General features: G+C 73.0%; 11 protein-coding genes. 1 reads left to right on the top strand and 10 read right to left on the bottom strand.

What is annotated here, in order from left to right; genetic code table 11:
• Positions 1-58 precede the first annotated feature (58 nt).
• The 10 genes from ACZ4UX_RS19270 to ACZ4UX_RS19225 all read right to left on the bottom strand — a co-directional run bounded on the left by ACZ4UX_RS19270 (position 59) and on the right by ACZ4UX_RS19225 (position 11,715).
• Complete coding sequence (locus ACZ4UX_RS19270; protein WP_465707495.1) at positions 59-646, bottom strand: RICIN domain-containing protein; 588 nt, start codon at positions 644-646, stop codon at positions 59-61.
• 44 nt (positions 647-690) lie between these two features.
• A complete protein-coding gene (locus ACZ4UX_RS19265; protein ID WP_465707494.1) occupies positions 691-1,320 on the bottom strand; it encodes a hypothetical protein in 630 nt (209 codons plus the stop codon).
• A 354-nt stretch (positions 1,321-1,674) separates the two neighbouring features.
• Entirely contained in the window at positions 1,675-2,643 is a 969-nt protein-coding gene (locus ACZ4UX_RS19260) for a GNAT family N-acetyltransferase (protein WP_465707493.1), read from the bottom strand.
• A gap of 453 nt (positions 2,644-3,096) precedes the next feature.
• Positions 3,097-4,116, bottom strand: coding sequence for an N-acetylglucosamine kinase (locus ACZ4UX_RS19255; protein ID WP_329489965.1), 1,020 nt, complete (start codon positions 4,114-4,116; stop codon positions 3,097-3,099).
• A 135-nt stretch (positions 4,117-4,251) separates the two neighbouring features.
• Positions 4,252-5,532 carry a 6-phospho-beta-glucosidase gene (locus ACZ4UX_RS19250; RefSeq protein WP_352293912.1) on the bottom strand — a complete coding sequence of 427 codons (1,281 nt, stop codon included), beginning with the start codon at positions 5,530-5,532 and terminating at the stop codon, positions 4,252-4,254.
• An 8-nt stretch (positions 5,533-5,540) separates the two neighbouring features.
• Positions 5,541-6,455, bottom strand: coding sequence for a carbohydrate ABC transporter permease (locus tag ACZ4UX_RS19245; RefSeq protein ID WP_329489966.1), 915 nt, complete (start codon positions 6,453-6,455; stop codon positions 5,541-5,543).
• 20 nt (positions 6,456-6,475) lie between these two features.
• Positions 6,476-7,474, bottom strand: coding sequence for a carbohydrate ABC transporter permease (locus ACZ4UX_RS19240; protein ID WP_359809008.1), 999 nt, complete (start codon positions 7,472-7,474; stop codon positions 6,476-6,478).
• Between the two features lie 21 nt (positions 7,475-7,495).
• Positions 7,496-8,806: an extracellular solute-binding protein gene (locus ACZ4UX_RS19235; protein WP_380391974.1), complete on the bottom strand. Its 1,311-nt coding sequence runs from the start codon at positions 8,804-8,806 to the stop codon at positions 7,496-7,498.
• 199 nt (positions 8,807-9,005) lie between these two features.
• The gene (locus ACZ4UX_RS19230; RefSeq protein WP_329489969.1) at positions 9,006-10,196 is read right to left on the bottom strand and encodes an ROK family transcriptional regulator; all 1,191 of its coding nucleotides are present in this window, start codon (positions 10,194-10,196) and stop codon (positions 9,006-9,008) included.
• A 298-nt stretch (positions 10,197-10,494) separates the two neighbouring features.
• Complete coding sequence (locus ACZ4UX_RS19225) at positions 10,495-11,715, bottom strand: mechanosensitive ion channel family protein (protein WP_329489970.1); 1,221 nt, start codon at positions 11,713-11,715, stop codon at positions 10,495-10,497.
• A gap of 526 nt (positions 11,716-12,241) precedes the next feature.
• Between ACZ4UX_RS19225 and ACZ4UX_RS19220 the strand changes: the two genes are divergently transcribed.
• Positions 12,242-12,886, top strand: a complete 645-nt coding sequence (locus ACZ4UX_RS19220) for an HNH endonuclease (protein WP_352293908.1) — start codon at positions 12,242-12,244, stop codon at positions 12,884-12,886.
• The last annotated feature ends 113 nt before the right edge of the window (positions 12,887-12,999 follow it).

Below are 12,999 nucleotides of genomic sequence, written 5' to 3'. Positions count from 1 at the left end.
CCGCGACCGGCCGCCCACCGGGACCCGGCCGGCCGCGTGCCCGGGCGCCGGTGCGCGGTCAGGCGGGAATGAGCGAGTACAGCTCCGGCTGGTTGCCCTGGGTGATCTGGTTGCCGTTCTCGCCGTAGGTGCCGGAGGGCGCGACCCACAGGCCGGAGTGCTGCCCCTGGAGTGCGAACAGGTTGGTGCCGGGCACCTTCGTCTTCACGAACTGCTGCTCGGTGGGGATGCGGTCGCTGAAGCAGCCGGTGTCGATGATCCAGACCCCGGTGCTCAGGTAGTCGCGGTCGACGGCGAGGCACCAGTGCCGCCAACTGTCCTGGAACACCACCGTCTCGGTGCCGTTGGACTCGGGGCGGTGGCAGTAGATCCACTTCTGGTTGGACTCGCCGGTCCACTTGTACTGGATGACCGAACCGTGGTTCCGGGAGGACAGCGCGACAGTCAGCGCCAGGTCGGAGGAGGGCTTGATGCGGTAGAGCCCCCCGTCGCAGTTGAAGTCGCCCCAGGTGGTCGTGACCGAGGCCGGGGCCGCCACGGCGGCCGGGACGGCGGTGAACAGCAGGGCGACGGCGGCTGCGGCGGTGCCGAGCGCGGCCGGCCGGCGGCGGACCCCGCGGCGGGGTCGGTGCGGAACGGGCATCATGGACTCGCTTTCGCGGCTGAGGATTCGGGAGACGGTGGCGGGGGTCAGCAGACGAGCCGCGCCCGGGCGGCGGCGCGCAGGGTGCCGGCCGGCTCGGGCCAGGCGCACGAGACGGTGCCCTGCTCCGGGACGTCGAAGGTGGTGAAGGTGCCGTTGCTGCCGGGATTGGTCCTGATCCAGTACCCGGTGGCCGGGCCGGAGCGCGCGCAGACGAACTGGACCCACTCGCCGGTCACCTTGCGGGTGCCGCGGTAGAGGCCGTAGTAGCCGGGGCTGTTGAAGTTCACGGTGTCGGTGACGGTGGTGGTCCGGGTGCTCGACTTGGTACTGGACACCGAGAAGCCGACCTTGGCGCTGACCTTGACGAACAGCGCCTTGAAGTCGGCGGTCACCTCCACGCTGCTGTTGACCGTGGTGCTCACGGAGTCGACCTCGGACAGCGTCTTGGTGTACTGGCCGGTGGTCCCGGGGGCGATGGCGACCGCGAGGAAGTCGGTGACGGTCGGTTCGACCCGGGCCGAGACGATGTCCTGCCAGAGGTAGTCCTGATTCGGGTTGCAGACGGGGTTCACGGGGTCGGCGTGGGCGGGTGCGGCGCCGAGGCCGAGGCCGGTCACGGCGAAGAGTGCGGCGAATCCTGAGGTGAGGGCGGCGCGTCGGTTGCGCGAGGCCATGGGGGTGCTCCTCCGGTCGGTCGGGATGCGGTAGGAGCTGTGTCTGGTGCATGCCACAGATCCCGGTAGCCGCATCCTCGCGTCCGGGGCGGGGTGCCCGGTATCCCAGCAATCTGGGGGTGGATCCGGCCCGAACCATCGCCGGAGCGCAGGTCGGCCGGCCGGTTTCCGGGCGGCGCGGCGTGCCGCCCGGCCGACCGGCCCTCAATGCCCTAGGACGGCGCCGCCGTTGACCCCGATGACCTGGCCGGTGACGTAGCCGGCCTCCGGGGAGGCCAGGTAGGCGACGGCCATCGACGACCCCGGCCCGGAGCCACCCGAACGGTAGCTTCCCGGCGGGTCCGAACGGCAGGCTCACGCGCCCGATCGGGCCGGCCCGCCGGCCCCGCCCGGGTGGAGCGGCTTGCCGTACACCGTCGAGCCGAGCCGGACGGTCATCCCCACCCGCTGGTACAGCGCGAGCGCGCCGGTCTCCGAGTGCGTCCACAGCGTGCAGGCCCGCCGGCCGCGCCGGTGGAACGCGGTGAACGCCTCCCGCAACAGCGCCCGGGCGACGCCCCGGCCGCGGTGGTCCCGCCGGACCGCGACCCGCTCGATGTAGCCCTCGCCGGTGTCCGGCAGGTCCAGCGACAGCACCGCGCCGACCATCTCCCCGGCCGCGAACGCGACCGGCGAGAGCGCGGGCGCGAAGGTGTCCCGCTCGACGGTGTGCCGCGCCCACTCCTCGTAGGGCTTGCGCCGCACCTGCCACTCGTCGAACGCGTCCTCGGTGAGCCGGTACGCGGCCCGCTCGTCGCCGGCGCGGAACGGCCGGACGGTGATCCCGGCCGGTGGTACGGGCGCCGCCGGCCCGGCGGGCAGCGCGATCTCCAGCAGCCACTGCGTGACGAACGGCCCGTACCCGCGCGAACGCAGCAGCGCGTCGGTGGCGCGGTCGCCGTCCCGGACGGTCTGCGAGAGCCGCTCGCTGCCCAGCTCCCGGGCCCGCGCCTCGACCCAGTCGAGCAGCGCGCCGCCCAACCCCTGGCCCCGGTGCGCCGGGTGGACGTCCACCTTGCTCCGCCGGCCGCCGTGCACCCAGGCCCGGGCGACCACGGTGCCCGCCGCGTCCAGCACCAGCAGCGTGTCGCGGGCCGGGTCCAGACCGGGCAGGGCCAGGTCGGCGGCCACGCCGTCGACCGCGTTCTCGGCCCCGCCGCCGGCGCCGCCGGGCAACTCGCGTTCGCGGGCGGCGACCAGCCGGTGGATCGCCGGTGCGTCGGCCGGGGTGGCGGCCCGGCTCCGGTAGTGGGCCGGGAGGGACGGCAGCGGAAGTCGGGGCATGCCGCGACTCTGCGCCATCGGCGGCCGCCCTGTCGACCGGATCGGGCGAGCCGACCCGGTCGGACGGGGCCCGGGGCCGCCTCCGGCACGATCGGGTGCGGAGGCGGCCCACTGGCCCGAGGCCGGTCGTCACCCTACGGACGGGGCATCGACCGCGTCGTTCGACCGGCCACGATCCCCGGCGGCGTGCGCCGCCGTCGATGCCCATCCCACACCATGAAGTGCGGTTGAGGTCAAGGCCGTACGGCGCGAGAAGTCGGCCGGTCCGACTTCTCGTGCGGCCGCGGTCACGGTGGCAGAAAGGCCGCGGTGACAACACGGCTGCGCGGCCGCGGTCGCCGGGGGAAGGCCCGCCACCCGCGCCGCCGCCGCCCCCGGCGTCCGCCGCACGGGGACCGCCCCCGACGGGTGTGCGGACCTGTCGGGGGCGGAGTCTCGGGGGCCTGCGATGGGTCAGGCGGCGACCGGGTGGGCCGGGTCGTACGCCTCGCGCACCCGGGCCTGGGCCGCCGGCCCGGCCGCGAGGTGGTCGAGGCCGAGCAGCGCGGCGCCCAGCACCGGCGGCGCCACGACGACCCGCGGCTCGGCCAGCGGCGCCGCCGCGGCCAGACGCGCCGTCAGGTTGTCGAGCAGCAGCGGCTGCCGGGAGGAGAGCACCCCGCCGCCGAGCACCAGCGGGGTGGGCTCGTCCAGCAGGTCCAGGCGGCGCAGTGCGACGACGGCGAGCCGGGTGATCTCGTCGGCCTGCCGGTCGATCAGCTCCAGGGCGACCGGGTCGCCGGTCTCCGCCACCGCGAACAGCACCCGGACGATCTCGTGCAGCCGCCCGAAGGGCAGGTGCCCGAGGTGGATCGCCTCGGCGACGGCGCCGGTGTCCGGCAGGCCGAAGTGCTCAGCGATGGCGCGGGCGAGCCCGGTCGGGCCGCCGCGGCCGTCCTCGGCGCGGACGGCGTGCCACATGCTGCTGACGGCGAGGCCGCTGCCGCCGCCCCAGTCGCCGGTCAGCTCGCCGAGGGCGGGGAACCGGGCGGTGCGGCCGTCGGGCAGCAGGCCGACGCAGTTGATGCCGGCCCCGCAGACGACGGCCACGCCGCGCGGGCCGTCGGTGCCGGCCCGCAGCAGGCCGAAGGTGTCGTTGACGACGGTGTTGCTGAGGCCCCAGGGGTGCGATTCCAGGGCGGTGCGCAGGGCGGCCTCCTCCACCGGGAGGTCGGCGTTGGCGAGGCAGGCGCTGACGTGGGTGGTCAGCACACCGCTGCGGAAGGTCAGCCCGGCAGCGGTGGCCGCCTCCTCGACCAGCGGCGCGAGGCCGGCGACGGCCGCCGCGCCACCGATCTTCTGCGGTGCGAAGCCGCCGCCCCGGGCGGCGCCGAGCACGGTGCCGTCGGCGCCGATCAGGGCGACGTCGGTCTTGGAGTTGCCCGCGTCGATGGCGAGAACGCCGGGCAGTAGTGGTTCGGGCTGGTGGGTCATGAGGTCCCCGCGGCTCGTACGTGGCCCGGCCGTTGTCCCCGGCCGGGGGTGGTCGGTCTCCTCGCGGCCCGGCGGGCCGTCGCCGCGGTCGGCGGCGACGGCGGCCGGGGGCGCGGGCCGGACGGAACGGGCACGTCAGGCCCAGGCGAGGTGCTCGCGGTTGTGGGCGAGCAGCCGGTCCGTCAGCTGGTCGGCGAGTTCGATCTGGCCGACCAGCGGGTGGGCGAGCAGGGCGTCGAAGACCCGGTCGCGGCCGCCGTGCAGGGCGGCGTCGAGGGCGAGCCGCTCGTACGAGGTCACCGCGGCGATGAGGCCGGCGTACAGCGGCTCGACCGGGCGCTGCGGCAGCGGGCGCACGCCGGCGGCGTCCACCTCGGCGGGCACCTCGATCACGGCGTCGTCGGGCAGGAACGGCAGCACGCCGTCGTTGCGGGCGTTCACCACCTGCACGGACGTCCCGCCGCCGGTGCCCAGCAGGGCGGCGATCAGCTGGACGGCGGCCTCGGAGTAGAACGCGCCGCCGCGCTGCCCGAGCAGCTCCGGCTTGGTGTCCAGGGCCGGGTCGGCGTACATCTCCAGCAGCTGCCGCTCGATCTCGGCGACCTCGGCGGCCCGGGAGCCCTTGACCTTCAGCTCCTCCACGACCAGGTCGTGCTGGTAGAAGTACCGCAGGTAGTAGGAGGGCACCACGCCGAGGCGCTCGACGACGCGCCGCGGCAGCCGGATGTCGTCCGCGATCTCCTTGCCGAAGCCGGTGAGCAGCTCCGGCAGCACCTCGCGCCCGGTGGTCGCGCCCGGGGCGTCGAGCAGGGTGACGCCGCGCTCCCAGGTGAGGTGGTTGAGGCCGACGTGGTCGAGGCGGATCAGCTCGGGGTCGACGCCGAGGTGCCCGGCGAACCGCCGCTGGAAGCCGATCGCGACGTTGCACAGGCCGACGGCCTTGTGTCCGGCGCGCTGCAGCGCCCGGGTCACGATGCCGACCGGGTTGGTGAAGTCGATGATCCACGCGTCGGGGTTGGTCCGGCGGACCTTCTCGGCGATGTCCAGCACCACCGGCACCGTGCGCAGGGCCTTGGCCAGGCCGCCCGCCCCGGTGGTCTCCTGGCCGACGCAGCCGCACTCCAGCGGCCAGGTCTCGTCCTGGTTGCGGGCCGCCTGTCCGCCGACCCGCAGCTGCAGCAGCACCGCGTCGGCGTCGGCGACGCCCGCCTCGACGTCGGTCGTCGTGGTGACCACGGCGCCGTGCCCCTGCTTGGCGAAGATCCGCCGGGCCAGCCCGCCGATCAGCTCCAGCCGGTCGGCGGCCGGGTCGATCAGGACGAGTTCGGCGATCGGCAGGGTGTCGCGCAGCCGGGCGAAACCGTCGATGAGTTCGGGGGTGTACGTCGAACCGCCACCCACGATGGCCAACTTCAGTGCGGACATCAGCCCTTGACCCCTGTCAGTGTCACGCCTTCGATGAAGGCCTTCTGTGCGAAGAAGAAGAGGACGATCACCGGCGCCATCACCAGCAGGGTGGCGGCCATGGTGAGGTTCCAGTTGGTGTGGTGGGCGCCCTTGAACGACTCCAGGCCGTAGGAGAGGGTCCAGGCGCCGGGCTTGTTGCTGGCGTAGATCTGCGGGCCGAAGTAGTCGTTCCAGCAGTAGAAGAACTGGAACAGGGCGACGGCGGCGATGGCAGGCTTGGCCATCGGCAGCACGACCTTGAGCAGGGTGCGCAGGTCGCCGCAGCCGTCGATCCGGGCCGCCTCGATGTACTCCTTGGGGATGGTCATCAGGAACTGCCGCAGCAGGAAGATGGAGAAGGCGTCCCCGAAGGCCATCGGGATGATCAGCGGCCAGAGCGAGCCGCTCAGCCCGAGCTCCTTCGCCCAGAACAGGTACATCGGGATGATGGTGACCTGCGGCGGCAGCATCATCATCGAGATGACGGCCATCAGCGCCAGATTGCGGCCCCGGAAGCGGAACTTGGCGAGCGCGTAGGCCACCGGCAGGCTGGAGACGATGGTCAGCGCGGTGCCGAGGCCGGCGTACAGCAGGGTGTTGCGCCACCAGGTGAGGAAGCCGGGCGTGTTCCAGACCTTGGCGTAGTTGCCCCACTCCCAGGAGGTCGGCCAGTAGTCCGTGGTGAGCGCCTGGTTGTCCGTCATGACGGAGGTGAGGAAGGCGAAGACGAACGGCAGCAGGAAGAACAGCGTGGCGGCGATGGCGAGCGAGTGCACGGCCACCCAGTTGAGCAGCGCTCGGCGGCGGGCGGCGCGGGCGGCGGCGGTGGGGGCGCCGCGCCGGGCGGGCCCCTTCGCGGGGGCCTGCGCCGTGAGGGTGGAGCTGAGAGTCATGATCGTGTCCTCACTGGGCCCTAGTCGTCGTTCGACATGAAGCCGGACTTGCGGCGGAGCAGGACCGAGGTGACCGCCATCGAGATGGCGAACAGCACCAGGGCGACGACGCACGCCGCGCCGTAGTTGAAGCGCTGGAAGCCGAGGTTGTAGACCATCTGCGGCAGGGTCCAGGTGGAGCCCTGCGGGTAGCCGGGTTCGAACTGCTGCCCGGAGTTGCCCGCGTTTCCGCCGGCGACCTTCCCGGCGACGATCGCCTGCGTGTAGTACTGCATGGTCTGGATGACGCCGGTGACCACCGCGAACATGATGATCGGCGAGATGTTCGGCAGGGTGACGAACCGGAACCGCTGGAGCGGGCCGGCGCCGTCCAGTTCGGCGGCCTCGTACTGCTCCTTCGGGACGTCCAGCAGGGACGCCATGAAGATGACCATCAGGTCGCCGATCCCCCACATGGCGAGCATGGTGAGCGAGGGCTTGGACCAGGACGGGTCGGAGAACCAGCCGGGCTGCGGCAGTCCGATCTCGCCGAGGAAGTGGTTGACCGGGCCGGTGCCGGGGTTGAGCAGGAAGGCGAAGGCGACGGTCGCGGCCACCGGCGGTGCCAGGTACGGCAGGTAGAACGCGGTGCGGAAGAAGCCGGCGCCGGTCTTGACCTTGGTGATCAGCAGGCCGATGCCGAGGCCGAAGGCCACCCGCAGGCCGACCATGATGAAGACCAGCCAGACGGTGTTGCGCAGGCCCTGCCAGAACGCCGGGAGGTCGTTGAAGACGTAGTCCCAGTTCTGCAGGCCGGTGAAGGCCGGCGAGCCGAAGCCGTTGTACTTGGTGAAGGAGAAGTAGACCGTCGAGATCAGCGGGTACAGGAAGAAGACGCCGAAGCCGATCAGCCAGGGGGAGAGGAAGGCGAGGGTGCGGGCCGCCTCCCGGCGGCGCTTCCGGCGCAGCAGGTGCTGCGTGGAGGGCGCCGCCGGGTCGGTCGATCCGGGGCCCTTGCGGGTGCCGAACGCGAGTGACATGGGAGCTCCGTGGGCCGCTGGCTACTTGGCCTGGGCGATGGCGGCGTCGATCTCCTTGGCGGTGGCCGTCAGGCCGGCCGGGAGGTCCTTCTGCTGACCGGACTCGTAGGCGTAGCCGAGGTTCTGCAGCGACACGATGTACGCGCCGCCGTTGACGCTCGCCGGCGTGGTGCCGGAGTGCTGGTTCTTGGCGATGTCCAGGAAGGTCTTGAAGTTCGCGTCGCTGATCAGCTTCGGCGAGTTGAGCGCGTCGAAGGTGCTCGGCACGTTGTGGATCGCGTTGGCGAAGCTGACCACCGCGTCGGTGTCGGTGGTCAGGAACTTGACCAGCTCCCAGGCGGCGGCCTGCTTCTTGCTGGTGCTGGCGATGCCGACGATGGTGCCGGTCTGGTAGCCGCGGCCGTAGGTGTCGAGCTGGTCGTCCGGCACCGGGAACGGCGCGGTGGCCCACTCGAAGTCGGGCTTGTTCTCGGCGAGCGAGGCGGTCCGCCACTCACCGTCGATGGCCATCGCGACCTGGCCGGTGTGGAAGGGGTTCTTGGCGCTGAACTCCTCGCCGAAGGTGGCGCGGAACTTGTCCAGCTTGTCGTAGCCGCCGAGCTTGTCGACCAGGCCCTTCTGCCAGGTCAGCATCGAGGCGATCTTGGGGTCGGTGGCGAGGTTCGACTTGCCGGAGCCGTCGAAGTAGCTGGGGCCCCACTGGCCGAGGAAGTGCTCGGTGGTCGACTCGTAGCCGTGGTAGAGCGGCATGAAGCCGAGCTGCTTGTAGCCGTCGCCCTCGGGGACGGTCAGCGCGGCCGCGGCGGCGGCGAACTCGCTGAAGGTCTTCGGAGCGGCGGTGATGCCGGCGGCGGCGAAGGCGGCCTTGTTGTAGTACAGGCCGAAGGCGTCGCCGAGCAGCGGCAGCGAACACTGGTTGCCCTGGTACTGCGTGTAGTTGAGCATCGCGGCCGGGAAGGTCTTGGCCGCGTCGATGTTGTCCTTGGCGAGGAAGGGCTTGAGGTCGGCGAAGGCCTTGGTCGAGCAGAACATGCCGACGTTGTTGGTGGTGAAGGAGGAGACCACGTCTGGGGCCGCGTCGCCGCCGGCCCGCAGCGCCTGGTTGACCTTGTCGTCGGCGATGTTGCCGGTCGTCTTGACGTGGATGTTCGGGTGGGCCTTCTCGAAGGCGGCGATGTTGTCGTTGATCGCCTTCACCTCGGAGTCCTGGCTCCAGCCGTGCCAGAAGCTGATGGTGACGTCCTTGCCGGAGGCGGAGTCGTCGCTGCCGCCGCCGTCGCTGGACCCGGTGCAGGCGGTGGCGAGCAGGGCCAGTACGGCGCTGCCGGTCACGGCGGCGATCGTCCGGCGGCTTCTGCGAGAGGTGGTGGAGTGCACTTCGAGATCCTCCTGGGGGCGCGCGGGCAGGCGTCATTGCCTCTGGTCCCGCGTAAGGGGGTTGGGGAGAGGTGTGCAGGGGCTTTGGTGCAGGGCTTCGGTGCGGTGGGAACCGGCGGTGGGCGGTGCGGCGGGGGCCGCGGTGGGGCGGCCTTCAGTGCGTGGAGAAGACCGCCTCGCGAGCGGCTGCCAGGGCGCGTTGCAGTGCGCCGAGCAGGACGGGTGAGCCGGGCAGGGCGCTGCTGCGGACCTCCGGCCGGGCGATCGAGATCCGGGCCAGCTCCTCCTCGACGAGGGCGCGCAGCCGCTCGCCGCCCGCGTTCGGCACGCCGCCGGAGACCACCACGAGCTCGGGGTCCACGACGGCGACGATCGCGGCCAGTCCGACGGCGAGCCGGCCGGCCAGCGCGGCGAGGAACTCGTCGCCGGCCCCCGGGGTCGCCAGGGCCTTGGCGAGCGACTCCTCCGCGCTGGGCGCGCCGAGCCCGTACTCCCGGGCCAGGGCCCGGACGGCGGGTGCGCCGGCCAGTTCCTGGAACCCGCCGGAGTTGCGGCGGCGGACGTCCCGCACCACCGGCGAGCCGGGGACGGGCATGTAGCCGACCTCCCCGGCGCCCCCGGTGAAGCCGCGGTGCAGCCGGCCGGCGATCACGATCGCCGCGCCGATGCCCTCGCCGGCCCAGAGCAGGACGAAGTCCTCGAACCCGCGCGCCGCGCCGGAGGCCTGCTCGGCGACGGCGGCGAGGTTCACGTCGTTCTCGATCGACACCGGTGCGCCGATCGCCTCGGAGAGGTCCTGCACCAGTCGCGGGGAGTGCCAGCCGGGCAGGTGGGAGGCGTAGCGGAGCTTGCCGGTGACGGGGTCGGGCGCGCCGCCGACGCCGATCGCCACCGTGCGCAGGGCGCCCTCGGCGAGCCCGGCGGCCCGGACCGTCCCGGCGACGGCCGCGGCGACCCGGGTGACCGTCTCGGCGGCGGTCCAGCCCTTGGTCGGGACGACGTGCTCGGCCAGCGTGACGCCGGTGATGTCGGCGACCGCGATCCGGGCGTGGCTGTTGGTGACGTCCAGGCCGGCGACGTGACCGGCGGCCGGGTTCACCTGGTAGAGCTGAGCGTTGGGGCCCGGCCCGCCGGCGGTGGTGCCCACCGGCAGGACGAGCCCGGCCGCCTCCAGGCGGGCCAGCAGCTGGGAGGCGGTGGGCTTGGAGAGCCCGGTCAGGGTGCCGATCTGGGTCCGCGAGAGCGGGCCGTTCTCCAGTAGCAGTTCGAGGGCCGCGCGGTCGTTGATGGCGCGCAGGAGGCTGGGGGTGCCGGCGAGGGGGGCCTTGGCGGATGGTCTGCTCACGACGCGGATCCTCCTCTCCTGACACGTCACGGTGATCACCGGGTGGGCTCGAAGCGAACTGTTAGGAAACTTTCCAGTCGCTTGGACAGGACCGTACGGTCCTCGTCAGGAGGGTGTCAATGGTCCTTCCGGCGGTGGATGCCGAAGCGTTACCGGGCAGCGCGAAGCCCCGCCCCCCGATGTCCGGGAGGCGGGGCTTTGCTCCGGTTCGCGCCGCGCTCCGGCGTCGTGGGCGCCCGGGTGCGCGGGGCGCCCGGGCCGGGCGGCGGGGCCCGTCGGCGTCCGGGCGCCCGGGCCGTCAGGGCGCCTTGGAGGCGTCGTCGGCGGGCTTCACCGGAGCCGGTATCGGCGCCGTCGCGAGGTAGCGCGGCGAGGCCGGGTCGGCCAGCGCGGACGGCGGGGCGGTGTCGGCGGACGGTGTCACCGAGGCGGCCGTCAGCACCACCCCGGAGGCCGCCGCCCCGGTGGCCGCGGCGACGCCGGCGGCGGCCGGCGGCTCCTCCTTGACCTTGATCCCGGCCTGGTCGAACGCGGTCTTCAGCCGGTGCCGCAGCGCCCGGGCGACCGACAGCGCCTTGCCCGGGGCGGTGCGCGCCTCGACCCGCAGCACCACCGAGTCCACCGCGACGGACTCCACGCCCAGGATCGAGACCGGCGCCCAGACCAGCTCGTCGAACGGCGCCTCCTTGGCCAGCGTCTCCGCGGTCTCCTGGATCAGCGCCTCGACCCGGGCCAGGTCCTCCTTGTAGCCGACCTGGACGTCCACCGAGGCGGTCGACCAGCCCTGGCTCATGTTGGCGATCCGCTTCACCTCGCCGTTGCGGATGTACCAGATCTCGCCGCCCGCGCCGCGCAGCTTGGTGACCCGCAGGCCGACCTCCAGCACCGTGCCGGTGGCCACCCCGGTGTCGATCTCGTCGCCGACGCCGTACTGGTCCTCCATGATCATGAAGACCCCGGAGAGGAAGTCCGTGACCAGGTTGCGGGCGCCGAAACCGATCGCCACACCGGCCACACCGGCACTCGCCAGCAGCGGCGCCAGGTTCACCCCGAGCGCCGAGAGGACCATCAGCGCGGCCGTGCCCAGGATGCTGAACGACGCGACGCTGCGCAGCACCGAGCCGATCGCCTCGGAGCGCTGCTGCCGGCGCTCGGGGTTGACCACCCCGGTGTTGGCCAGCAGCCCGCCGAGCCGGCCGGGCTCCTCGTCGGCCTCGTTCGGCTTGATCATCCGCGCTATCAACTGGGTGATCAGCTTGCGCACCACGGCCCGCAGCACCAGCGCCAGGACGACGATGAAGACGATCCGCACCCCGCCGGCCAGCCAGTCCTGCCAGTGCGAGTCGAACCAGCCGGCCGCCTGCTTGGTGGTGTCGCTGACCTCCTGCGCGCTGGTCGGGATCCTGAGGTCGAACTGCGGCAGCTGCGGGGCCGTGGGGCTCGGGGACGGGCTCGGCGGCGTGGACGAGAGCGTCGTGGACGCGTCGGCGAGGAGACCGGCGGCACCGGACCTGAACACGTGCGGGGACCTTCCTGCAGGGGGCGTGGCACAGCCCGCCGACGCGGAAGCACACCCGGGGCCTGCGGACCGTCCGCCTTAGCCTATCCGCCGTCCGGCCGCGCCCCGGACACGCCGGGCGGCCGCCGACCCGCCCGGCGGGAGCCGCTCCGGGGCGCGTGACCACGGCCCGGACGCCCCGTCAACGCCCCGGCACGCCCCCGGTCGGGCCCCCGGGCGACCCCCCGCGCGGCCCCTGAACGGTGCCGGGACGGCCCGCGCGCCGTCCGGGCGGCACCCGGGTGGCCCGCTGCTCCGAGCGGGCGAAGGGGCCTCCGCGAGGGCACCCGGGTGCAACCCGTCCTTCGCCCGGGCATATCGGGTATGACAGAACCCACACCCGGAGTTCACATCCGCTCCGTTACACAGGAGTGGTGGCGCCGTACAAAGGCGTAAGGCGACACTGGGGGAGATCACGCACCCGTTGCGCGGTCGAACCGCTCGTCCCGGCGCGAGCCACGCGCCGCAGGCGTCCAAGGAGGCATCCGTGCCGCATGTCCTGGTCCTCAACGCGTCCTACGAGCCGCTCGGCGTCGTATCGATGCGCCGCGCACTCATCCTGGTCCTCAACCACAAGGCGGTCAGCCTGGAGGACTCGGGAGTCACTCTGCACAGCGCCACCAGCGCCCTTCCGGCGCCGTCCGTCGTCCGTCTGACCCGCTTCGTCCGGGTCCCGTTCTGCGGGCCGGTCCCGCTCACCCGCCGGGCGCTGTTCGCCCGTGACCACGGCCGCTGCGTCTACTGCGGGGCCGCCGCCACCAGCGTCGACCACGTCATCCCGCGCAGCCGGGGCGGCCAGCACCGGTGGGACAACGTGGTGGCAGCCTGCCGCCGCTGCAACCACACCAAGGCCGACCGCCACCTCACCGAACTCGGCTGGCGGATGAAGCGCCCGCCCGCCCCGCCCAGCGGCCTGGCCTGGCGCATCATCGGCACCGGGATCAAGGATCCGCGCTGGCGGCCCTACCTGGAGCCGTACGGCGGAGGCGACCAGCTGCACGCCCCGCAGTGGGCCGAGTACGAGCACCACGACCATACCGAGGCCGCGCACGCGCTGCCGCTGACCCGGGCGCACGGCGCCCACTCCGCCCCCGTCCGCCGCGGTGAGCAGGCCGAACCGCTCTCCGCCTGACCCCGCTCCACCAAGGGCTTGCCCGTCATATCTCCGGTACGCCTCATGGGCCGCCGCGCACCCCGTATCGGGGAGCGCGGCGGCCCGCCGTTCGAGGGCCCGTCACGGCGGGC

Source organism: Kitasatospora sp. NPDC028961, from assembly GCF_055564815.1.
This window is presented reverse-complemented; position numbering and strand designations above follow the sequence as displayed.